The organism is Hydrogenophaga aromaticivorans (assembly GCF_013387465.1).
In the GTDB taxonomy this organism is placed as follows: Bacteria; Pseudomonadota; Gammaproteobacteria; order Burkholderiales; family Burkholderiaceae_C; genus Hydrogenophaga; species Hydrogenophaga aromaticivorans.
This window is the reverse complement of sequence record NZ_VYGV01000001.1, coordinates 383027-403991: the sequence shown is the minus strand read 5'-3', so window position 1 is coordinate 403991 and position 20965 is coordinate 383027. Positions and strand designations below refer to the sequence as shown.

Genomic DNA, 20965 nt, shown 5'->3' with positions numbered 1-20965 from the left:
TGCTCAGCGGGCAGACCCTGATAGGTGGTTGCGGCGCCACACCGCACAATCTCCAAGTTTGTCTTGGCCAGCGAACCAGCTGCGGACCATGCGAACGCCATCGCCCGTCAGCTTGCCATGCGTGGTGGGCGCGCCACCCCTGTTTCCTTTTCTGATTTCCAACATCCCTGCATCGAGGACTCTCCCATGACTTCTGGCGCATCGAACGAGACAGCCGCTCCCACACCGCAGCGCATCGGTGTACCGCGCGAGATCTTTCCTGGCGAGAAACGGGTGGCCACCGTGCCCGAGGCCGTGGTCAAGCTGATCAAGCTGGGTTTTGGTGTCGTGGTGGAAAGTGGTGCGGGCGCACTCGCCAACCTCAGTGACGAGCACTACCGAGAAGCCGGCGCCAGCATCGCGCCCACAGCGGCCGATCTGTGGAGTGGCAGCGACATCGTCTTCAAGGTGCGCGCCCCGACGCCCGACGAGGTGGCGCTGATGCACGCAGGGCAGACGCTGATCGGATTCATCTGGCCGGCCCAGAACCCCGAACTGATGCAGCAGCTGGCGGAGAAACAGGTCACGGTGCTGTCCATCGACGCGCTGCCGCGCACGCTCAGCCGTGCGCAGAAGATGGACGCGCTGACCTCGATGGCCGGCGTCAGCGGCTACCGCGCCGTGGTCGAGGCGGCCAATGCCTTCGGCCGCTTCTTCAGCGGCCAGATCACGGCGGCGGGCAAGGTGCCGCCGGCCAAGGTCTTCATCGCGGGCGCGGGCGTGGCCGGTCTGGCCGCCATCGGCGCTGCCGCCAGCCTGGGCGCCATCGTGCGCGCCAACGACACGCGCGCCGAGGTGGCCGACCAGGTGGTCTCGCTGGGTGGTGAATTCGTCAAGGTCGACTACGAGGAAGAGGGCTCGGGCGGTGGCGGGTACGCCAAGGTGATGAGCGAGGGCTTCCAGCAGGCGCAGCGCGAGATGTACGCGAAGCAGGCGCGCGAAGTCGACATCATCATCACCACCGCCCTGATTCCCGGCAAACCGGCGCCCAAGCTGATCACCGCCGAGATGGTGAAGAGCATGAAGCCGGGCAGCGTGATCGTCGACATGGCGGCCGAGCAGGGTGGCAACTGCGAGCTGACCGTGCCGGGTGAGGCGGTGGTGCGCCACGGCGTGACCATCGTCGGCTACACCGACCTGGCCTCGCGCATGGCCCAGCAGTCGTCCACGCTGTACGCGACCAACCTGTTCCGTTTGAGCGAAGAGCTGTGCAAGACCAAGGACGGTGTGATCAACGTCAACATGGACGACGACGCGATCCGCGGCCTGACGGTGATCAAGAACGGCGAGATCACCTGGCCCGCGCCCGCCCTGGTGGCCGCGCCCAAACCGGCGCCCAAGCCCGCCGCCGCGCCGGTGGCAAAGAAAGGCCATGGCGAGCCATCGGGGCCGATGCCGGCGGGCAAGCTGGCGATCGTGGCCGGTGTCACCGCCGTGCTGTTCGCGCTGGTGGGGGCCTACGCGCCGGCCGCGTTCCTGTCGCACTTCACGGTGTTCGTGCTGGCCTGCTTCGTGGGCTACATGGTGGTGTGGAACGTCAAGCCTGCGCTGCACACGCCGCTGATGAGCGTGACCAACGCCATCAGCTCCATCATCGCCATCGGGGCCCTGGTGCAGATCTCGCCCATGGCCAACGCGACCGAACGACCCAACACCCTGATCGTTGCCCTGGCCGCAGTGGCGCTGGTGCTGACCGCCATCAACATGTTCGGCGGCTTTGCCGTCACCCAGCGCATGCTGGCGATGTTCCGCAAATAAGAAGGAGACCCTGAATGTCTGCAAGTCTGGCCACGGTCTCCTACATCGGAGCGACCATTCTCTTCATCCTCAGCCTGGGCGGCCTGTCCAACCAGGAGACGTCGCGCCGCGGCAACCTGTTCGGCATGGTCGGCATGGCGCTGGCCGTGGCGGCCACGGTGTTCGGCCCGCAGGTCACCGCCGCCGGCATCCCCTGGATCGTCGGCGCCATGGTGGTCGGCGGGGCCATCGGCCTGTACGCCGCGCGCACCGTGCAGATGACGCAGATGCCCGAGCTGGTGGCGCTGATGCACAGCATGGTCGGCATGGCCGCCGTGCTGGTCGGTTACGCCACCTACGTCGATCCGGAGGCCACCAAGGGCTTTGAGGGCGCGGAGCACACCATCCATGCGATGGAGATCTACGTCGGCATCTTCATCGGCGCGGTCACCTTCTCGGGCTCGGTCATCGCCTTCGGCAAACTCTCGGGCCGCGTCGGCGGCAAGCCCATGCTGTTGCCCGGCCGCCACTGGATGAACCTGGCCGGTCTGATCGCGGTGATCGTTTTCGGCCGCCTGTTCCTGCAGGCCGAGACGCTGCAGGACGGCATGCTCCCGCTGTTTGTCATGACCGCCATCGCGCTGCTGTTTGGCGTGCACATGGTGATGGCCATTGGCGGCGCCGACATGCCGGTGGTGGTGTCCATGCTCAACAGCTATTCGGGCTGGGCTGCCGCGGCCACCGGCTTCATGCTGAGCAACGACCTGCTGATCGTGACCGGTGCGCTGGTCGGCTCCAGCGGCGCCATCCTGTCCTACATCATGTGCAACGCGATGAACCGCAGCTTCATCAGCGTGATCGCCGGCGGCTTCGGCACCACCGCCGCCGCGCCCAAAGCGGCCGGTGGTGCGGCGGTCGAGCCCGCCGGCGAGGTGACGCCCATCCTCGCGCTGGAGACCGCCGAGATGCTGCGCGAGGCCAAGAACGTGATCATCGTGCCCGGCTACGGCATGGCGGTGGCACAGGCCCAGCACACGGTGTACGAGATCACCAAACACCTGCGCGAGAAGGGTGTGAACGTGCGCTTCGGCATCCACCCGGTGGCCGGTCGCATGCCGGGCCACATGAACGTGCTGCTGGCCGAGGCCAGGGTGCCCTACGACATCGTGTTCGAGATGGACGAGTTGAACGACGACTTCCCGGACACCGATGTGACCATGGTTATCGGTGCCAACGACATCGTGAACCCGGCGGCGCAAGACGACCCGACCAGCCCCATCGCCGGCATGCCGGTGCTGGAGGTCTGGAAGGCGCGCACCTCCATCGTGATGAAGCGCAGCATGGCCAGCGGCTACGCCGGCGTCGACAACCCCTTGTTCTACAAAGACAACAACCGCATGCTGTTCGGCGACGCGAAGAAGATGCTCGATGAGGTGCTGGTCGCGCTGAAGAGCTGAGCGCGGGTTGATCGATGAGGTCGCCTCGGCGACAGAATGAGCAAAGAGCCGGTGCCCCCACCGGCTCTTTGTTTTTGTAGCACCGAGGCATGGGCGCCACAGGTTTTAGAGTAGCCTGTCAGTCGTTCGTAAGGGAAAAACACGAGGCCGAAAGGCCTCGGCCCGGACGACAATGCGCAGTTGCCGATGACCCACAAGATATCTGGAGATACCGCATGACCGAACCGACGGCCGATCGACCCTGGCTGGGCGCCTACCCCGCGGGTGTGCCCGCCGACATCCATGTGGCGCAGTATCCGTCGCTGGTGCACCTGCTGGAGGAGAGCTTCCAGAAAAACGCGCCCCGCACGGCCTACAGCTTCATGGGCAAAGACGTCAGCTTTGCCCAGACCGACAGCCTCTCACAGGCCTTTGCGGCCTACCTGCAGGGCCTGGGCCTGGTCAAGGGCGACCGTGTGGCCATCATGATGCCCAACGTGCCGCAGTACCCGGCGGCGGTGGCCGGCATCCTGCGTGCGGGCTTTGTGGTGGTCAATGTGAACCCGCTGTACACGCCGCGCGAGCTGGAGCACCAGCTCAAGGATTCGGGCGCCAAGGTGATCGTCATCATCGAGAACTTCGCCAGCACGCTGGAGCAGTGCATCGCGAACACGCCGGTCAAGCACGTGGTGCTGGCCGCGATGGGCGACCTGCTGGGCCTGCTCAAGGGCGCCATCGTCAACTACGTGGTGCGCAACGTGAAGAAGATGGTGCCCACCTTCAGCCTGCCACAGGCGGTGCGTTTCAACGATGCCATTGCCAAGGGCACACGCGGCACGCTCAAGCGCCCCGAGATCGGGCCGGAGGACGTGGCCGTGCTGCAGTACACCGGCGGTACCACCGGCGTGAGCAAGGGCGCTGTGCTGCTGCACCGCAACGTGATCGCCAATGTGCTGCAGTCCGAGGCCTGGAACGACCCCGTGATGAAGCAGGTGCCGGCCAGCGAGCAGCCCACCAGTGTCTGCGCCCTGCCGCTGTACCACATCTTCGCCTTCACGGTGAACATGATGCTGGGCATGCGCACCGGCGGAAAAGTGATCCTCATCCCCAATCCGCGCGACCTGCCCGCTGTGCTCAAGGAGCTCTCCAAGCACACCTTCCACAACTTCCCGGCGGTGAACACGCTGTTCAACGGCCTGGCCAACCACCCGGACTTCAACACCGTCAACTGGAAGAACCTCAAGGTGTCGGTGGGTGGTGGCATGGCGGTGCAGGGCGCGGTGGCCAAGCTCTGGCTGGAGAAGACCGGCTGCCCGATCTGCGAAGGTTATGGCTTGTCCGAAACCAGCCCCTCGGCGAGCTGCAACCCGGTGACCAACACCGAGTTCACCGCGACCATCGGCGTGCCCCTGCCCAACACCTTCATGAAATGCCTGGACGACGAGGGCAACGAAGTGCCGCAGGGCCAGGCCGGCGAGATCGCCATCAAAGGCCCGCAGGTGATGGCCGGTTACTGGCAGCGGCCGGATGAAACCGCCAAGGTCATGACGCCCGACGGTTACTTCAAGAGCGGCGACGTGGGTGTGATGGACGAGCGCGGCTATTTCAGAATAGTCGATCGCAAGAAAGACATGGTGCTGGTCAGCGGCTTCAACGTCTACCCGAACGAGGTGGAGGACGTGGTGGCGCAGTTGCCCGGCGTGATGGAGTGCGCCGTGGTCGGCGTGCCCGATGACAAGTCGGGCGAGGCGGTCAAGCTGGTGATCGTGAAGAAGGATGCCGCGCTCACCGAAGCCCAGGTGCGCGACTTCTGCAAGAGCAACCTCACCGGCTACAAGCAGCCCAAGGTGGTGGAGTTCCGCACCGAGCTGCCCAAGACGCCGGTGGGCAAGATCCTGCGCCGCGAACTCAGAGACAAGAAGTGACGCAGTGACTGCGACACAATGACGGGGCGGCTTTGGCCGCCTTTGTCATTTCTGGAGCCCATGCATGCCCCGCACCGCCATTGTCTCGGCCTTGCACGACGAACTTGCCAGCGTGTTGGAACTGATGCCCGACGAACACAAACAGGTGATCGGCGGGCGCGAGTTCTGGGTCGGGCATTTGCATGGACAGGACGTGGTCGCGGTGCTCTCGGGCATCGGCAAGGTGGCTGCGGCCACGACCGCCACGCTGCTGATCCAGCACTTCGGTGTGAACCGCATCGTCTTCACCGGCGTGGCTGGCGGCCTGGGCGCGGGTGTCAACGTGGGCGACATGGTGCTCGCGCGCCAGTTCCTGCAGCACGACATGGACGCATCGCCCCTGTTCCCGCGCCACGAGGTGCCCGGCTACGGCCGCGCGCGCTTTGAGGCCGATGCGGCGCTGACCGATGCGTTGGAGCTGGCCTGCGACCGCATGCTGCACCAGCTGCCGCAGCAACTGGGTGCCGAGACCGCTGCCGCCTTCGGTCTGCAGGTCCCGCGCCTGCACCAGGGCCTGCTCATCAGCGGCGACCGCTTCGTCGCCACCACGGCTGAGAGCCAGGCGCTGCAGCGCGAGCTGCCTGAGGCGTTGGCGGTGGAAATGGAAGGCGCGGCGTTCGCGCAGGTCTGCCACGATTTCGGTATCCCCCTGGCCGTGGTGCGCACCATCTCCGACCGCGCCGACGACGCGGCACACGTGGACTTCCCGAAGTTTCTGCGCGAAGTGGCCAGCCGTTACAGCGGCGCCGTGATCGAGTCCTTGTTCAACCACTGAACAATCCGGCGCGAAGTGCCGGAGTGCGGAGCGTGCCGGGGGGCTGGCCGGAGAAGTGCTTTCGCCAAGAACGCGGCGGATCTGGCTCTGCCAGGCCGCTCGCGTTGCCCCTTGAGGGGCGGAGCCCGCTACACGCCGTGAGCGGGCGATGGGGGTGTTTCTATTTCAACCAGCCGCGCTTGCGGAAATAGAGCATGGGCCCCACGGCCGAGAGCACCATCAGCCCGAGCGCAAACGGGTAGCCCCACCGCTGGCTCAGTTCCGGCATGTACTCGAAGTTCATGCCGTAGAGGCTGGCGATCATGGTCGGGGGCAGCAGCGCGACGCTGGCCACCGAGAAGAGCTTGATGATCTTGTTCTGGTTGATGTTGATGAAACCGACGGTGGCGTCCATCAGGAAGTTGATCTTGTCGAACAGGAAGGCGGTGTGGCTGTCGAGCGAATCGAGGTCGCGCAGGATCTGCCGAGCATCTTCAAACTGTTCGGCACTCAGCATGCGCGTGCGCATCATGAAGCTGACGGCGCGGCGCGTGTCCATCACGTTGCGGCGGATGCGACCCGACATGTCTTCGTGGCGTGCGATGGCCGAGAGCACCTGCCCGGCGGTGTCGTCCGTCACGGCGCCCGCCAGCACCTGGCGACTGACTTTTTCCAGGTCGTCGTAGATGTTCTCCAGCGTGTCGGCGCAGTACTCGGCGTCGGCATCGAACAGCATCAGCAGCACATCTTTGGCGTTTTCGATCAGGCCGGGCATGCGCCGCGCGCGCATGCGCAGCAGGCGGAACACAGGCACGTCTTCGTCGTGGATGGAGAACAGCACGCCCTGGCTCCTGAGCTCGGCGTTGTGTTCGTTGAGGATGAAAGCCACGCGGATGGCGCGTGGATCTTCGTCGTCATCGATCAGAAAGTCGCTGCGCACATGCAGCTCGCCGTTGTCTTCCTCGAAGAAACGGGCCGACTCCTCGATATCGTCGTCCATCGCGTCTTCGGGAATCGACAGCCCGAAATGCTGTTTGACCCAGCGGCGCTCTTCGGGCGTGGGGTCTTCGAGGTCGACCCAGATCGGCTTGAACTGGGCCAGCTCTTCGAGCGACTCGATTTCTTCCTGGAACAGGCGGCCATTGGCCAGGGTGAATACGTTGAGCATGGGTGCTCCCGGGCGGGGTGTCTGTGAGGCCGGTGCGTGCGAAAGCCGCAGCGGCGGGCGGGGCGGACGGCGCTTTCAGCCGTCCTGCCGCCTGGCCTTGACCACCGCGCAGGGCGCGGCGCTCAGACGGGAGCGGGGATGGCTGAAAGCACACAACTGGGGGGTGTGCTTTCCATAGGGAACTCCATGAGGGAACTGCGGCCGATTATGGCATCGCCAACGATGCCCCGACCATTTGTGACGCCCCAAAAAAGGCGATCAATTCGTCTTTGCGGCGCCAAGCATCGTGTTCGCCCAGCTCGATCAGGGCGTGGACAAAATCGGGTTCAAACAACAGGTAGCTGGCGAGCGCGGCCGCACTGCCGGCCGAGCCCCGACCCGTGTCGAGCGCCCCCAGGCCGGTCAGGGTGTTGCGCGTGGGGGCGGGCAGGGAGCCGATGTGTTTCCTGGCCAGTTCGTCGAGCGAAAAGCTGGGTTGCAGCGCCAGCACTTCCAGCGGTTTGTAGGGCAGGGCCGCTGCGAGCTCCGGCGGCAGTCGGCTCAGCGTCTGGCTGACCCGCTGGGCCTGCTCCACGTCGGCCTGCAGCGTGTCGTGAAACACGCTGGCCATGGCGTGACCGGCGATGGTGCCGGCGGTGGGTTCGCCGTTGCTGTGGCCACCCAGACCGGAGCGCTGGGGTTGTCCGACGCCAATCACCAGGATGCGCCGCGCACCGAACTGGATGGCGGGCGAGAGCGGAGAGAGCTGGCGCATGGAGCCGTCGCCGAAATGTTCCTTGTGGCCTTCGACCCACAGCGGCACCGCCGGGAACAGGAACGGGATGGCGCTGGACGCCATCAGGTGTTCGATGGTGATGGGCTGGAAGGACGCGCGCCGTCCGGGACGGCTCCAGGGCCGGGTGGCCGGATCGGGCCGGGTCTGGCAGAACGTCCAGTGTTCGCCGGTGGTGTAGCTGGAGGCGGTGACGCCCAGCACATCGATGTCCTGCTGGTGCAGCGCGTGCTCAAGCCCGGGCAGGTCGATCGCATGGTGCAACGTGTCCACCAGGGGTAGGGTGTCCAGCAGTGCGCGGTGTCGCTTGACCTGGCGCGCCAGCGTCCAGCCGGCAAACACCCGGTTGGCGCGGACCCAGCCCGGGGCCTCCAGCCGGTAGATGTGGCTTGATCTCAGCTGGCTCCAGAACGTCGCCAACTGGGGCAGCGCCTGCAGTCCGAGCGAAGCCCGGCTGGCCAGGTAGCTGGCGTTGAGTGCGCCCGCCGAGGTGCCAAACAGCCACTTGAACGGGAACGCGGGCGCCGTGTTGTCCGCCGCGGGGCTGTTGGCTGCCAGCATGGCGGCGAGGGCCTTGAGCACGCCGACCTGGTAGGCGGTGCGCGCGCCACCGCCCAGGAGCACCAGGGCGCAGGCATCGCACGAAGGCTCGGACTGGTCGGCACCCAGCAGGTTCTGGACGATCAGCGTATCGAGGGACACGGGATGAAAAAACCTTTCCGGGCGGGCGCGTGGTGTGTGCAGATACAGTGTGCCGTTCACCAAAATCATGACACATCCCCGACTCTCCCCCCGCCGCGAACTCGGGCTGTTGCTGACCATTGCCGGCATCCAGTTCACCCACATCCTCGACTTCATGATCATGATGCCCCTGGGGCCGCAGTTCACGCGGCTCTTTGGCATCACGGACGCGCAGTTCGGTCTGCTCGTGTCGGCCTATACGCTCGCCGCAGGCGTGTCGGGTCTGGCGGCCGCCACCTACGTCGACCGCTTTGACCGCAAACGCCTGTTGCTGGTGCTGTATGGGCTGTTTGCGCTGGCCACACTCGGCTGCGGGCTGGCCCCGGGCTACGGGTTCCTGATGGTGGCGCGCGTGGCCGCTGGCATGTTTGGCGGTGTGCTGTCGGCGTTGTCGCAGACCATCGTGGCCGACGTGATCCCGTTCGAACGGCGGGGGCGCGCCATGGGCATCGTGATGTCGTCGTTCTCGGTGTCCACGGTGGCGGGCGTGCCCCTGGGCCTGTTTCTGGCGAGCCACCTGAGCTGGCAGGCGCCCTTCATCGGCATCGCCCTGCTGAGCGGGGCTTTCGCCATTGGAGCGGCCTTGACCCTGCCTGCGCTGGATCACCACCTGCGCGCTGCGGACCGGCCGTCCGCCTGGCGTGGCATCGGCATGGTGCTGGCGGAACCCAACCACCAGCGGGCCTTCGCCTTCTCGGCCTTGTTGATGTTCACCGGCTTCACCGTTTTGCCCTACCTCACCATTTATCTGCAGGCGAACGTGGGCGTGTTGCCCGAAGAGGTGCCCTACCTCTATCTGTGTGGCGGTGTGGCCACCCTGTTCACGGCACGGCTGTTCGGCCGTCTGGCCGACCGGTGGGGCAAGCAGCGCACGTTCACGATCCTCGCACTGGCCGTGATCGTGCCGCTGCTGGCGACCACGCTCATGCCGCGGTGGCCGTTGTGGGCCGTGCTCGTCGTGTCCACCGGCCTGTTCATTTTCATGAGCGGCCGCATGATTCCCGGCATGGCGCTGGTCACCGGTGCTGCCAACCCGGCCTTGCGCGGCACCTTCATGGCGCTCAACGCGTCGGTGCAATCGGCCGCCATGGGGCTGGCGTCCTTTCTGGGCGGGCTCATCATCAGCCGTGATGCCGCAGGCCTGGTGCAGAACTACTGGATGTCGGGTCTGCTCGGTGCCTGCGTCAGCGTGGCGGCGATCCTGATGGCACGCCGTCTGCGGGTACACGGTTCGGCTGCCGTGGTGCATCCCTCGACAGGCGACCTGGTGCGGCCGAGGTGAATGACAAGGTTCGTGTTTTACCGCTTTGTTGCAATGCAGGCTTGCGTCCCTGCGGATTCATGGGCATAGTGGGCTCAAGACATCCCCGTGGCCGCCGGGAGGTCTGCCCTTCCGGCGGCTTGTGTCAACCCGGAGCATAAGGAGGCTCTTTTATGAACCTTACGATCAGCGGTCACCATCTCGAAGTCACGCCCGCCTTGCGCGGTTACGTCACGACCAAGCTCGAACGCATTTCCCGACATTTTGACCAGGTGGTCGATATCAAGGTGCTGCTGACAGTGGACAACCTGAAGGAGAAAGACTTGCGCCAGAAGGCCGAATGCAACATCCATGTGAAAGGTAGGGATTTGTTTGCCGAAAGTGCACACGCCGATTTGTATGCTGCCGTGGACGAGCTGGCAGACAAGCTCGATCGCCAGGTCCTGCGCTACAAGGACAAAAGCCAGGACCACCACCACGATTCGGCCAAGCGCCTGATGTGATGTGTGAACCGGGTTGCGCAACGCTGCCCGGCCACAATGTTGCAAAGCAACAAGCCGCTTCAAAAGTCAAGCGGCTTTTTTGTGCCTGCAGTCTAGCCAACGCCGCCCAACTCGGCATAATTTGCGGTCCAAGAGGCCCCCATGAACCGACTATCTGCCATATTGCCCGCTGCGCAAGTGCTCGTCAGCGTGGACGCGACCAGCAAAAAACGTGCGTTTGAAGAAGCGGGTTTGCTTTTCGAAACCCTGCACGGTCTCAACCGGGCCCTGATCACCGACAGTCTGTTTGCCCGCGAACGTCTGGGCTCCACGGGCCTGGGTCACGGTGTGGCCATTCCACATGGTCGCATCAAAGGCCTGAAACAACCGCTGGCCGCGGTGTTCCAGCTGGCCAGCCCGATCGGTTTTGATGCACCCGATGAGCAGCCTGTGCAGCTCATGATCTTTCTGCTGGTGCCTGAAGCCGCAACCCAGAAGCATCTGGAAATCCTCTCGGAAATCGCTGAACTGTTGAGCGACAGTGTTCTGCGCGAGCAGATGAAGACCTCGGTGGAGTCGGGTGCACTGCATGGCCTGATCACCGGTTGGCAGTCGGCCCATGCGGCTGCATGAAACCCACCGTCGTCAGCGCCGACGTCCTGTTTGAAGACCACCGCGATGCCCTGAAGTGGCAGTGGGTGGCGGGGCTGGGGGCTTCAGAGCGGCGGTTTGATGAGGTGGCCATCCGGGAGGCCCGTTCCGGGGCCGATCTGGTTGGTTATCTCAACTACATTCACCCCTATCGCGTACAGGTGTTCGGCGAGCGAGAGGTCGCTTACCTGACGAGCCCGAGCGAAGATGACAACCGCCGCCGCGTGGCCCGCATCGTGACGCTGGAGCCTCCCGTGCTGGTGGTGGCTGATGGGCAGACCGCGCCCGATGCGCTCATGGCCATGTGTGAACGGGCCCAGATCCCCATGTTTGCCACGCCCGAGCCGGCGGCGTTCGTGATCGATGTGCTGCGCGCCTACCTCTCGCGCCATTTTGCCGACCGCGCCTCGATGCACGGCGTGTTCATGGACATCCTGGGCATGGGCGTGATGATCACCGGTGAATCCGGCCTCGGCAAGAGCGAGCTGGGGCTGGAACTGATTTCACGAGGCCATGGTCTGGTGGCCGACGATGCGGTGGATCTCTACCGCATCAATCAGACCAGCATCGAGGGCCGGTGCCCCGAACTGCTGCAGAACCTGCTCGAAGTGCGCGGCATCGGCCTGCTCGACATCAAGGCCATCTTTGGCGAGACCGCGGTGCGGCGCAAGATGCGGTTGACCCTGATCGTGCACCTGGTGCGCAAGGAAACCATGGAGCGCGATTACGACCGCATGCCGCACGAGCCGCTGTACCAGGACGTGCTCGGGGTGCCGGTGCGCAAGGCCGTGATCCAGGTGGTGGCGGGTCGCAACATCGCCGTTCTGGTGGAGGCGGCGGTGCGCAACACGATCCTGCAGTTGCGCGGTATCGATACTTACCAGGAGTTTGTTGCACGCCACCGGGCGGCCATGTTGCACAGCGAGTGATCGCTGCTGGCGGTGTGTGGCGCCGTTTCAGCGCGGATCGGCTTGCGATGCAGCCGTCCAGGTCAGCGGTGGCCGGGCTCGTTGCGGTGGGGACAGTTCACCTTGTTGCAGTTCGCGTAGAGCGACAGCGCGTGTTCCTGCAGGATGAAGCCGCGCGTTTTGGCGACCATCTGCTGGCGTTTTTCAATTTCCGGATCGTAAAACTCTTCCACCCGTCCGCAGTCCAGGCAGACCAGGTGGTCGTGGTGCTGGCCCTCGTTGAGCTCGAACACGGCTTTGCCCGACTCGAAATTGCTGCGCGTGAGCAGGCTGGCCTGCTCGAACTGCATCAACACGCGGTACACCGTGGCCAGTCCAATGTCGGAATGCTCTTCAAGCAGCACACGGTAGACATCTTCGGCCGTCATGTGGCGCTGCTTGGCGTTCTGGAACACCTCCAGAATCTTCAGTCGCGGCAGCGTGGCTTTGAGCCCCGTGCTTTTCAGTTCATCGATGTTGGTCATGGGCGAGGCTGTTTGCAAGGAGTGGAACGGCGGGACCTCGGCCATGGTCGCCGCTGCACAGGGTGCCCAGGCGGCACGGCAGGCCGGACCCCGGGGCTACAATGAAGCGATCATATCGCCAGCGTGTTGCCTGCTGCATGTCCCTGCGGCCCAAGGCGGTAACGCGTGCCTTACATGGGTTGCCTTCATGCGCCAGTCAATGTCCCGTTTTTCTTCCTGTCTGACCGTGCGTCCGCGTCGTGTGGGGCGTGCCCTGGGTGTGCTGGCTGTCGCAGGCCTGCTCTCAGCCTGCTCCGGCTGGGGTGACAAACTGCCCGATGTATCCACCCTCGGCGGGCTGGTGACGCCTTACAAAATTGACATTGTCCAGGGCAATGTGGTCACGCGCGAACAGGCCCAGGCTTTGCAGGTGGGCATGTCGCGCCAGCAGGTTCGCGAATTGTTGGGTTCGCCCTTGTTGGCCAGCGTGTTTCACGCCGACCGCTGGGACTATGTGTTCACGTTCCGCCGCCAGGGGCAGGCGACCCAGCAACGCAAGCTGACCGTGTATTTCAAGGCCGAGGCTCTGGAACGGTTTGAAGCCGATGAACTGCCCAGTGAAGAGGAGTTCGTGTCATCGCTGGATGTGAAGCGCAAGTCCGGCAAGGCTCCTGCGATGCAAGCCACTGACGAGCAGCTCAAGACTTTCCAGGAACGCAACGCCGCGCCAGCCGGCTCGCAAGCACCGGTGCCCGACGCGCCACCGGCATCCACCAGCTATCCACCTCTGGAAAACCCGGGGTCTGTCCGATGAGCGCCGTGCCCCGTAATCCGCACCGTGTGTGTGTGGCCGGTGCCAGCGGCCGCATGGGGCAGATGCTGGTGGAGGCGGTGCGCGCCAGCGGCGACTGCGTTCTGACCGGTGCGCTCGACATCCCGGCCAGCCCCGCCCTCGGCCTGGATGCCGGCGCCTATGCCGGGCAGACGACGGGTGTCGCCATCACCGCCGATGTAGGCGCGGGTCTCGCGGCCAGCCAGGTGTTGATCGATTTCACACGACCCGAGGGCACCCTGGGCCATATCCGCGAATGCGTGAAGCACGGGGTGAATGTGGTGATCGGCACGACCGGGTTTACCGACGAACAAAAGGCAGAGATCGCTGAGGCGTCGAAGTCCATCGCCATCATGATGGCCCCCAACATGAGTGTGGGCGTGAACGTCACGTTCAAGCTGCTGGAAATGGCGGCCAAGGCGCTGTCCACAGGCTACGACATCGAGATCATCGAGGCGCACCACCGCCACAAGGTGGATGCGCCCAGCGGCACCGCGCTCAAGATGGGTGAGGTGATTGCCGAGGCGCTGGGCCGGGATCTGAAGGACTGCGCGGTCTACGCCCGCGAAGGCGTGACCGGCGAGCGGGACCCGTCCAGCATCGGTTTCGCCGCCATCCGCGGCGGGGATATCGTGGGTGATCACACCGTGTTGTTCGCCGGAACCGGCGAGCGCATCGAGATCACGCACAAATCCAGCAGCCGCGTGACCTATGCACAGGGCAGCCTGCGCGCCGTGCGTTTCCTGGCGGACAAGACGAGCGGGCTGTACGACATGTACGACGTGCTCGGACTGCACTGAGCGCGAGCCAACCAGAAGGACGTTTTATGGGTGTGTGGCAAACGGTGCTGCAGGGGGATGCGATCAGCCGCAGTGTGGCCCTGTTGCTGTTCGCGATGTCGGTGGCCAGCTGGGTGGTGATCTTCTGGAAAAGCTGGATGCTGCGCAGGGCCGTGAAGGATGTGCAGCTGTCCACGGCGGCCTTCTGGCAGGCGGCACACCTTGACGATGCGCAGCTGCGCTTGCAGGCTTTTGACCCGCGCCGGCTGGTGTTGCCCCTGTTGCAGGCCGCACGCACCATCGAGCAGGCTGCGCCCCAGACGCTGGCTGCTGCTGGCGACCGCTCCCAGCAACTCACCCGTGTGCTGCGCGACGCCTTGCACCTGGTGCTGCACCGTCTGCAGTTCGGGCAGGTCCTGCTGGCCACGGTGGGATCCACCGCGCCGTTTGTGGGCCTGCTGGGAACGGTCTGGGGCATCTACCACGCCCTCACCGAAATTGGACAAGACGGCAAGTTCCGGATCGAACAGGTGTCCGGCCCGGTGGGTGAGGCGCTGGTCATGACCGCTGCTGGGCTGGCGGTCGCCATTCCCGCGGTGCTGGCCTACAACGTGCTCGGCCGTCAGGTGGCCCGCATCGAGGCCGACCTGGAAGGTTTTGCGCGCGACCTGCGTGAACTGCTGGCCTACAAGGAATCCGCGGTATGAGCCGCCGGGTCCACGCTTGGTGTGCGTTCCGGCCTCATCTCGGAGACCGTCCGTCATGAGCTTTGGTCGTCTGGAAAAGCCCGCCGGGCACCAGCCCATGAGCGACATCAACGTCACACCTTTGGTGGACGTGATGCTGGTGCTGCTGGTGATCTTCATCATCACGGCGCCTCTCATGGCCAGCCGTCTTGAGCTGGAGCTACCCCAGACCACCAGTCCGGCCGCCGGGGCTGCGTCGGAACCCGAAGCCTTTGTGTCCCTCAGTGTCGATGCCAAAGGCCAGATTTTCTGGGACGAACAACCCATTGATAACGAAGCCTTGTTTCTGCGCCTCCAACAGACCGCACGGATCAACCCGGCCACTGAGTTGCAGCTCCGGGCAGACACGGCAGTGCCTTATGGGCGGGTCGTCCAGTTGATCGGCATGAGTCAGGCGGCAGGGCTCTCGCGGATTGGTTTTGTGGCCGACCCGGCCACAGGTGGTGCACAGTCCCCAGCCCGTTGAGGCGCGCTTCAGACTTCTGGCCAGCTGAGGGCCAAGGCCTAAAATTCGCTTCCAGACAATGATGCGTAGCGGTCCTGGATCTGAATGCGCATCTCAACCCATTTTCCTTTTTACTGTTCCCGAACTCCCGGTCTCTGCTTCATGCAAGAAAAATACGCCCACAAGGATGTCGAGCGCGCCGCGCACGCCCACTGGAACGCCAACGACGCCTACCGCGTGACCGAGGTCGCCGGCAAGAAGAAGTTCTACGCCTGCTCCATGCTGCCCTACCCCAGCGGCAAGCTGCACATGGGCCACGTGCGCAACTACACCATCAACGACATGCTCACGCGCTACCTGCGCATGAACGGTCACAACGTGCTGATGCCCATGGGCTGGGATGCCTTCGGTCTGCCGGCGGAAAACGCGGCGCTGAAGAACGGTGTGCCGCCGGCGAAGTGGACGTACGAGAACATCGCCTACATGAAGCAGCAGATGCAGGCGATGGGCCTGGCCATCGACTGGAGCCGCGAAGTCGCGACCTGCGACCCGAGCTACTACAAATGGAACCAGTGGCTGTTCCTGAAGATGCTGGAAAAAGGCATCGCCTACCGCAAGACCCAGATCGTCAACTGGGACCCGGTGGACCAGACCGTGCTGGCCAATGAACAGGTGATCGACGGCAAGGGCTGGCGCACCGGTGCCACGGTGGAAAAACGCGAGATCCCTGGCTACTACCTGAACATCACGGCGTACGCCGACGAGCTGCTCGACCACGTGCAGCTGGGCAACCCCAAGGCCACGCTGAACGGCTGGCCCGACAAGGTGCGCCTGATGCAGGAGAACTGGATCGGCAAGAGCGAGGGCGTGCGCTTCGCCTTCCCCCATGACATCAAAGCTGCGGACGGTGCGCTGATCGGCGACGGCCGGATGTACGTGTTCACCACGCGCGCCGACACCATCATGGGCGTGACCTTCTGCGCCGTGGCCGCCGAACACCCGCTGGCCCACCACGCCGCATTGAGCAACCCCGCCCTGGCCGCCTTCATCGAAGAGTGCAAGACCGGCGGCACCACCGAAGCCGAGCTCGCCACGCAGGAAAAGAAGGGCATGGCCACCGGCCTGTTCGTCACGCACCCGCTGACCGGCGCACAGGTCGAGGTCTGGGTCGGCAACTACGTGCTCATGAGCTACGGCGACGGTGCCGTGATGGGCGTGCCTGCGCACGATGAGCGTGACTTTGCGTTTGCGTTGAAATACGACCTGAAGATCCAGCAGGTGGTGGCCGTGGACGGCGAGGCGTTCAGCAACACCGCCTGGGCCGACAGCTACGCCGACAAGCAGCGCGGTGTGTGCGTCAATTCCGGCGTGCTGGATGGTCTGTCCCAGAAAGCCGCCGTGGACAAGGTCGCCGAGCTGCTGGCCGCCCAAGGCCTGGGCGAGAAGAAGACCACCTTCCGCCTGCGCGACTGGGGCATCAGCCGCCAGCGCTACTGGGGTACGCCCATCCCCATCATCCACTGCGCCGAACACGGCGCGGTGCCGGTGCCCGAGAAAGACCTGCCGGTGGTGCTGCCGCAGGACTGCATCCCCGACGGCTCGGGCAACCCGCTGCACAAACACGAAGGCTTCCACGCCGGCGTGGTTTGCCCCATCTGCGGCAAGGCAGCGCGTCGTGAGACCGACACCATGGACACCTTCGTGGATTCGTCCTGGTACTTCATGCGCTACTGCGATCCCACCAACAGCGAAAAAATGGTCGCTGACGGTGCCGACTACTGGATGCCGATGGACCAGTACATCGGCGGCATCGAACACGCCATCCTGCACCTGCTGTACGCACGTTTCTGGACCAAGGTCATGCGCGACCTGGGCCTGGTGAAAGTGGACGAGCCCTTCAGCAAGCTGCTGACCCAGGGCATGGTTCTCAACCACATCTACTCGCGCCGCACCGAGAAGGGCGGCAAGGACTATTTCTGGCCGCAGGACGTGGAGCATGTGCTGGACGAGGCCGGCAAGGTGGTCGGCGCCAAGCTGATCAAGGCCGTGGGCGATTTGCCGGTGGGCACCGCCATCGACTACGAGGGCGTGGGCACCATGTCCAAGTCCAAGAACAACGGCGTCGACCCGCAGGACCTGATCGAGAAGTACGGCGCCGACACCGCGCGCCTGTACACCATGTTCACCGCGCCGCCCGAAGCCACATTGGAGTGGAACGACGCGGCGGTGGAAGGCAGCTACCGCTTCCTGCGCCGCGTCTGGGGCTTTGGCAACAAGCTCTGTGCCACGGCGGGCCTGGGTGCGCTGGCGGCCAATGTGGGCCAGCAAACGCTGTCCAAGGCGGCCAAGGCGCTGCGCCTGGAGGTGCACACCGTGCTCAAGCAGGTGGACTACGACTACCAGCGCATGCAATACAACACGGTGGTCTCGGGCGCGATGAAGATGCTCAACGCCCTCGATGATTTCAAGGGTGACGGTTCGGTGGGTGACAACGCCGCATTGGCCGAAGGCTTCGGCATGCTGCTGCGCTGCATCTACCCCGCCACGCCGCACATAGCGCACAGCCTCTGGGTTGAGCTCGGCTACGCCGCCACGCTGGGCGATCTGCTTGACGCCCCCTGGCCGCAGGCCGACGAGGCCGCGCTGCAGCGCGACGAAATCGAACTCATGCTGCAGATCAACGGCAAGCTGCGTGGCAGCATCACGGTGCCGGCCGCCGCCGACAAGGCCGCCATCGAAGCCGCGGCGCTGGCCAGCGAGGCCTTTGTCAAGCAGGCCAATGGCGCTGCGCCCAAGAAGGTGGTGGTGGTGCCGGGCCGGCTGGTCAACGTGGTGGTATAAAACCTTGCGCCATGAATCCCATTTCAAATCCATCTGCCATGACCCCACGTTCTGCCTCCATGTCAAGGGATCTGCCCGCTGATGCCCGTCGGCGCGTGGTGTGGGCCGGACTGGCCGGCGCGGGTATCCTGCTGGCGACCGGAGGGTTGAGCGGTTGCGGTTTTGCTCTGCGTCAGGCGCCCAGCTTTGCGTTCACGTCGCTGCGGTTTACCAATTACGTCGCCACCCCGGTGTCGCGGGCCCTGCAGCGCGAACTCGCTGCTGCCGGGATTCAGGTCGTGAACACCGCTGCGGTGGCGGGCCAGCCACCCGTCCAGGTGGTCCTGGCAGTCCTCACCGATCAGCGCGAGCGTGTGGTCGTGGGGCAGACCACCTCGGGCCAGGTGCGTGAGCTGCAGTTGCGCACGCGCTTTCGCTTTCGCCTGAGCACATTGAGTGGCAAATACCTGATCGACGAAACCGAAATGCTGCAGGAGCGCGACATCAGCTTCACCGAAACCGGTGCTTTGGCCAAAGCGGCCGAAGAGCAACTGATGTTCAACGACATGCAGAACGATATCGTGCAGCAGATCATGCGCCGCCTGGCGGCGGTGAAGTCGCTGTAAGGGCGTCATGCAGGTTCCTGCGACGCAGCTTGCCAGTCAGCTGCAGCGAGGGCTCAAGAGCCTGTACACCCTGCATGGTGACGAACCCCTGCTGGTACAGGAAGCGGCCGACGCCATCCGCGCCACCGCCCGCGATCAGGGCTACACCGAACGCACCGTGCACACGGTGGCAGGCGCCCACTTCGACTGGGGCGAGGTGCTGGCCAGCGGCGGCTCCATGAGCCTGTTTGCCGACAAGCAGCTGATCGAAATCCGTGTGCCCTCGGGAAAGCCGGGCAAGGACGGTTCGCAGGTGCTGCAGCAGATGGCCGAGGCCGCGCGGGACAACGACAGCACGCTCACGCTGGTGATCCTGCCCCGGCTCGATGCCGCCACCCAGAAGGGCGCCTGGTTTGCCGCGCTGGACAGTTTTGGCGCGACGGTGAAGGTGGACCCGGTGGAGCGTCAGGCGCTGCCCGCCTGGATCGCGCAGCGCCTGCAGCAGCAGGGCCAGCGCGTGGCGGCGGGCGAAGAGGGCCAGCGCACGCTGCAGTTTTTTGCCGACCGGGTCGAGGGCAACCTCTTGGCCGCACACCAGGAAATCCAGAAGCTCGGCCTGCTGCATCCGGCGGGTGAGCTGTCGCTGGAGCAGGTTGAAAATGCCGTGCTGAACGTGGCGCGCTACACCCCGTTCAAGCTCGCCGAGGCGGTGCTGGGCGGGCAGGTGCTGCGCGTGCAGCGCATGCTCGATGGCCTGCAGGCCGAAGGCGAGGCAGCCGTGCTCGTGCACTGGGCGCTGTCTGAAGACATCCGTACCCTGCACCGCATTCGGAGCGCCATGGACGCCGGGCGTCCGCTGCCGATGGCCTTGCGCGAGAACCGCGTCTGGGGGCTGAAGGAAAAACTCATGGAGCGCGCATTGCCTTTGCTCTCCATGGCACAACTCAGCCGATGGCTGGAAGACGCCCACCTGGTGGACGGGATCGTGAAGGGGTTGAAAGCGCCCGGCTGGCCGGCCGATCCCTGGCAGGCGCTGCAACAGATGGCGATGAAGGTGACGTTGGCCTGTGGCACGAGGTAACACCCCCGCCGCGCTTCGCGCGACCCCCTGAAGGGGGCGATACCCGTGGCCTGGCAGGCTGGCCGGGCTCAGGCACTGCGTACCGTTTCCCTTGCCAGCGGTCGTCTGCGCATCGCTTCCCGGAAGTCGCTGGGTGTCTGACCGGTGTGTTCGCGGAACACGCGGCTGAAATGGGCGCCGTTGTTGAAGCCCCAGGCGAAGGCGATGTCGGTGATGGTGCGCTGGGCATGGGTGGGGTTCTGCAGGTCGTGCATGCAAGCCTGTAGCCGCCTGCGCAGAATGTAGTGCGCCGGCGTGTCGTCTTCTGCACTGAAGGCGTTGTGCAGGTGGCGCTTGCTGCAGTTGAGTGCCTGCGCGATGTGATCCAGAGTGAGCGAAGGGTCACGCAGGTGACGGGCTATGTGTTCGCGGATGCGGTCGCGAAAGGCTTCGAGCTGGGTGGCGGCGCTCTCGCGGCCAGCGAGCTCCTGCAGCGACAGGCGCACCAGCTCCACGATGAGTTCGCCCGCGCCACGGGCGGCCGTTTCGCTCATGCTGGGCAGTTCCTGGTAGGTGCTGCGCATGGTCTCCAGCGCCACGCGCGCAATGCCGCTGACGCCACCCACATGCCGGGCCATGAGCGGCTCCAGTTTCAAACCGCGCTCGACCAGTTGTTCCTTGGGCAGCATCACGATGAGGTGTTCAACGCGTTCGGGGTTGTCGATCTCGTAGCTGCCGGTGGTGTCGTAGATGGCCCATCCGCCCGGGCGCACCCAGGCCTGCCGGCCCTGCTGTTCCACCGTGGCACTGCCGCGCCAGGGCGCGACGATCTTCAGGTAGCTGCGTTCGCTGGCGCGGGCCAGGCGGGGACTGCGCAGCACGCGGTGGCGGTTGGCTTCAAGCTTGGTCAGCACCACCGAGCCGGCTTGTGTGGCCGCCATGTGGCCGTCGAAGACCGTGTCGCCGTACAGGTCGGACTCGAGTCCGCCAAAGTGGGTCCACACCCAGTCGCGCCAGATCGCGGCGCGGTCGCGCGGCGCGACCGTGTCGGTGCTCATCACGGAGGATGGGGTCATGGGGGCTCCGTCGGGTGGCTGGGACAGAAATTATGTGTCCCGGCGTGGCGCTGTGCGAGCGGTGGCATTGAGGGTTAACCCGCGGCGATGTGCACGTTTGGGCAAGTGGCTTTTGCACGCAGAGCACAGCCTCCCAGCGGGTTGCGACCTACGATGCTGATGGCTCGATACCCACAACAGGAGACA

Annotated in this window: 19 protein-coding genes; 15 read left to right on the top strand and 4 right to left on the bottom strand. The window is 64.9% G+C overall.

The features are described 5' to 3' along the window. Positions 1 to 186: 186 nt before the first annotated feature. The 4 genes from F3K02_RS01935 (at position 187) to F3K02_RS01920 (ending at position 5951) form a co-directional block, all read left to right on the top strand. The gene (locus F3K02_RS01935) at positions 187 to 1797 is read left to right on the top strand and encodes a Re/Si-specific NAD(P)(+) transhydrogenase subunit alpha (RefSeq protein WP_177132696.1); all 1611 of its coding nucleotides are present in this window, start codon (positions 187 to 189) and stop codon (positions 1795 to 1797) included. A 14-nt stretch (positions 1798 to 1811) separates the two neighbouring features. Beyond that, entirely contained in the window at positions 1812 to 3233 is a 1422-nt protein-coding gene (pntB, locus tag F3K02_RS01930) for a Re/Si-specific NAD(P)(+) transhydrogenase subunit beta (protein WP_177132694.1), read from the top strand. A gap of 215 nt (positions 3234 to 3448) precedes the next feature. Further along, a complete protein-coding gene (locus F3K02_RS01925) occupies positions 3449 to 5137 on the top strand; it encodes a long-chain-fatty-acid--CoA ligase (protein WP_177132692.1) in 1689 nt (562 codons plus the stop codon). Positions 5138 to 5201: 64 nt separating this feature from the next. Next, positions 5202 to 5951, top strand: a complete 750-nt coding sequence (locus F3K02_RS01920) for a 5'-methylthioadenosine/adenosylhomocysteine nucleosidase (RefSeq protein ID WP_177132690.1) — start codon at positions 5202 to 5204, stop codon at positions 5949 to 5951. 160 nt (positions 5952 to 6111) lie between these two features. On the opposite strand, the gene corA is transcribed toward F3K02_RS01920, so the two are convergent. Both corA and F3K02_RS01910 read right to left on the bottom strand, forming a co-directional pair. Continuing rightward, a complete protein-coding gene (corA, locus tag F3K02_RS01915) occupies positions 6112 to 7098 on the bottom strand; it encodes a magnesium/cobalt transporter CorA (RefSeq protein WP_177132688.1) in 987 nt (328 codons plus the stop codon). A 205-nt stretch (positions 7099 to 7303) separates the two neighbouring features. Further along, entirely contained in the window at positions 7304 to 8572 is a 1269-nt protein-coding gene (locus F3K02_RS01910; protein ID WP_343066941.1) for a patatin-like phospholipase family protein, read from the bottom strand. Positions 8573 to 8639: 67 nt separating this feature from the next. Here F3K02_RS01910 and F3K02_RS01905 point away from each other — a divergent pair, with 67 nt between their 5' ends. The 4 genes from F3K02_RS01905 (at position 8640) to hprK (ending at position 11934) form a co-directional block, all read left to right on the top strand. Continuing rightward, positions 8640 to 9893: an MFS transporter gene (locus F3K02_RS01905; RefSeq protein ID WP_177132682.1), complete on the top strand. Its 1254-nt coding sequence runs from the start codon at positions 8640 to 8642 to the stop codon at positions 9891 to 9893. A 152-nt stretch (positions 9894 to 10045) separates the two neighbouring features. Then, a complete protein-coding gene (gene hpf / locus F3K02_RS01900; protein ID WP_177132680.1) occupies positions 10046 to 10375 on the top strand; it encodes a ribosome hibernation-promoting factor, HPF/YfiA family in 330 nt (109 codons plus the stop codon). 141 nt (positions 10376 to 10516) lie between these two features. Continuing rightward, the gene (locus tag F3K02_RS01895) at positions 10517 to 10987 is read left to right on the top strand and encodes a PTS sugar transporter subunit IIA (RefSeq protein ID WP_177132677.1); all 471 of its coding nucleotides are present in this window, start codon (positions 10517 to 10519) and stop codon (positions 10985 to 10987) included. After that, entirely contained in the window at positions 10984 to 11934 is a 951-nt protein-coding gene (gene hprK, locus F3K02_RS01890) for an HPr(Ser) kinase/phosphatase (RefSeq protein WP_177132675.1), read from the top strand. The genes F3K02_RS01895 and hprK overlap by 4 nt, the downstream gene beginning before the upstream one ends. A 62-nt stretch (positions 11935 to 11996) precedes the next feature. Here the strand turns inward: hprK and fur are convergent, their stop codons facing one another. Then, positions 11997 to 12437 carry a ferric iron uptake transcriptional regulator gene (gene fur, locus F3K02_RS01885; protein WP_177132672.1) on the bottom strand — a complete coding sequence of 147 codons (441 nt, stop codon included), beginning with the start codon at positions 12435 to 12437 and terminating at the stop codon, positions 11997 to 11999. Between fur and F3K02_RS01880 the strand changes: the two genes are divergently transcribed. From F3K02_RS01880 to holA, 7 genes are all read left to right on the top strand, one after another. After that, a complete protein-coding gene (locus F3K02_RS01880) occupies positions 12436 to 13230 on the top strand; it encodes an outer membrane protein assembly factor BamE (RefSeq protein ID WP_343066940.1) in 795 nt (264 codons plus the stop codon). The two genes, fur and F3K02_RS01880, sit on opposite strands and share 2 nt — an antisense overlap. Further along, positions 13227 to 14048, top strand: coding sequence for a 4-hydroxy-tetrahydrodipicolinate reductase (gene dapB, locus F3K02_RS01875; RefSeq protein WP_177132670.1), 822 nt, complete (start codon positions 13227 to 13229; stop codon positions 14046 to 14048). Before F3K02_RS01880 ends, dapB begins: the two co-directional genes overlap by 4 nt. A gap of 26 nt (positions 14049 to 14074) precedes the next feature. Continuing rightward, entirely contained in the window at positions 14075 to 14734 is a 660-nt protein-coding gene (locus F3K02_RS01870) for a MotA/TolQ/ExbB proton channel family protein (protein WP_177132668.1), read from the top strand. Positions 14735 to 14789: 55 nt separating this feature from the next. Continuing rightward, complete coding sequence (locus F3K02_RS01865) at positions 14790 to 15239, top strand: ExbD/TolR family protein (RefSeq protein WP_177132666.1); 450 nt, start codon at positions 14790 to 14792, stop codon at positions 15237 to 15239. A 141-nt stretch (positions 15240 to 15380) separates the two neighbouring features. Next, positions 15381 to 18059, top strand: a complete 2679-nt coding sequence (gene leuS / locus F3K02_RS01860) for a leucine--tRNA ligase (RefSeq protein ID WP_177132663.1) — start codon at positions 15381 to 15383, stop codon at positions 18057 to 18059. Between the two features lie 38 nt (positions 18060 to 18097). Next, positions 18098 to 18664 (top strand): LPS-assembly lipoprotein LptE, encoded by a 567-nt coding sequence (locus F3K02_RS01855; protein ID WP_246309062.1) that lies wholly within the window; start codon positions 18098 to 18100, stop codon positions 18662 to 18664. Positions 18665 to 18671: 7 nt separating this feature from the next. Continuing rightward, positions 18672 to 19724 (top strand): DNA polymerase III subunit delta, encoded by a 1053-nt coding sequence (gene holA / locus F3K02_RS01850; RefSeq protein ID WP_177132661.1) that lies wholly within the window; start codon positions 18672 to 18674, stop codon positions 19722 to 19724. A gap of 68 nt (positions 19725 to 19792) precedes the next feature. On the opposite strand, the gene F3K02_RS01845 is transcribed toward holA, so the two are convergent. Then, positions 19793 to 20779 carry an AraC-like ligand-binding domain-containing protein gene (locus tag F3K02_RS01845; protein ID WP_177132659.1) on the bottom strand — a complete coding sequence of 329 codons (987 nt, stop codon included), beginning with the start codon at positions 20777 to 20779 and terminating at the stop codon, positions 19793 to 19795. Between the last annotated feature and the right edge of the window lie 186 nt (positions 20780 to 20965).

What these genes read in the sequence shown, in the direction of transcription:
- F3K02_RS01935 (WP_177132696.1), top strand. Translation starts at nt 187, where the DNA reads ATGACTTCTGGCGCATCGAACGAGACAGCCGCTCCCACACCGCAGCGC.
- hpf (WP_177132680.1), top strand. Translation starts at nt 10,046, where the DNA reads ATGAACCTTACGATCAGCGGTCACCATCTCGAAGTCACGCCCGCCTTG.
- pntB (WP_177132694.1), top strand. Translation starts at nt 1,812, where the DNA reads ATGTCTGCAAGTCTGGCCACGGTCTCCTACATCGGAGCGACCATTCTC.
- F3K02_RS01845 (WP_177132659.1), bottom strand. Translation starts at nt 20,779, where the DNA reads ATGACCCCATCCTCCGTGATGAGCACCGACACGGTCGCGCCGCGCGAC.
- leuS (WP_177132663.1), top strand. Translation starts at nt 15,381, where the DNA reads ATGCAAGAAAAATACGCCCACAAGGATGTCGAGCGCGCCGCGCACGCC.
- F3K02_RS01920 (WP_177132690.1), top strand. Translation starts at nt 5,202, where the DNA reads ATGCCCCGCACCGCCATTGTCTCGGCCTTGCACGACGAACTTGCCAGC.
- F3K02_RS01865 (WP_177132666.1), top strand. Translation starts at nt 14,790, where the DNA reads ATGAGCTTTGGTCGTCTGGAAAAGCCCGCCGGGCACCAGCCCATGAGC.
- dapB (WP_177132670.1), top strand. Translation starts at nt 13,227, where the DNA reads ATGAGCGCCGTGCCCCGTAATCCGCACCGTGTGTGTGTGGCCGGTGCC.
- holA (WP_177132661.1), top strand. Translation starts at nt 18,672, where the DNA reads ATGCAGGTTCCTGCGACGCAGCTTGCCAGTCAGCTGCAGCGAGGGCTC.
- F3K02_RS01925 (WP_177132692.1), top strand. Translation starts at nt 3,449, where the DNA reads ATGACCGAACCGACGGCCGATCGACCCTGGCTGGGCGCCTACCCCGCG.
- hprK (WP_177132675.1), top strand. Translation starts at nt 10,984, where the DNA reads ATGAAACCCACCGTCGTCAGCGCCGACGTCCTGTTTGAAGACCACCGC.
- F3K02_RS01895 (WP_177132677.1), top strand. Translation starts at nt 10,517, where the DNA reads ATGAACCGACTATCTGCCATATTGCCCGCTGCGCAAGTGCTCGTCAGC.
- F3K02_RS01855 (WP_246309062.1), top strand. Translation starts at nt 18,098, where the DNA reads ATGACCCCACGTTCTGCCTCCATGTCAAGGGATCTGCCCGCTGATGCC.
- F3K02_RS01880 (WP_343066940.1), top strand. Translation starts at nt 12,436, where the DNA reads ATGGGCGAGGCTGTTTGCAAGGAGTGGAACGGCGGGACCTCGGCCATG.
- corA (WP_177132688.1), bottom strand. Translation starts at nt 7,098, where the DNA reads ATGCTCAACGTATTCACCCTGGCCAATGGCCGCCTGTTCCAGGAAGAA.
- fur (WP_177132672.1), bottom strand. Translation starts at nt 12,437, where the DNA reads ATGACCAACATCGATGAACTGAAAAGCACGGGGCTCAAAGCCACGCTG.
- F3K02_RS01905 (WP_177132682.1), top strand. Translation starts at nt 8,640, where the DNA reads ATGACACATCCCCGACTCTCCCCCCGCCGCGAACTCGGGCTGTTGCTG.
- F3K02_RS01870 (WP_177132668.1), top strand. Translation starts at nt 14,075, where the DNA reads ATGGGTGTGTGGCAAACGGTGCTGCAGGGGGATGCGATCAGCCGCAGT.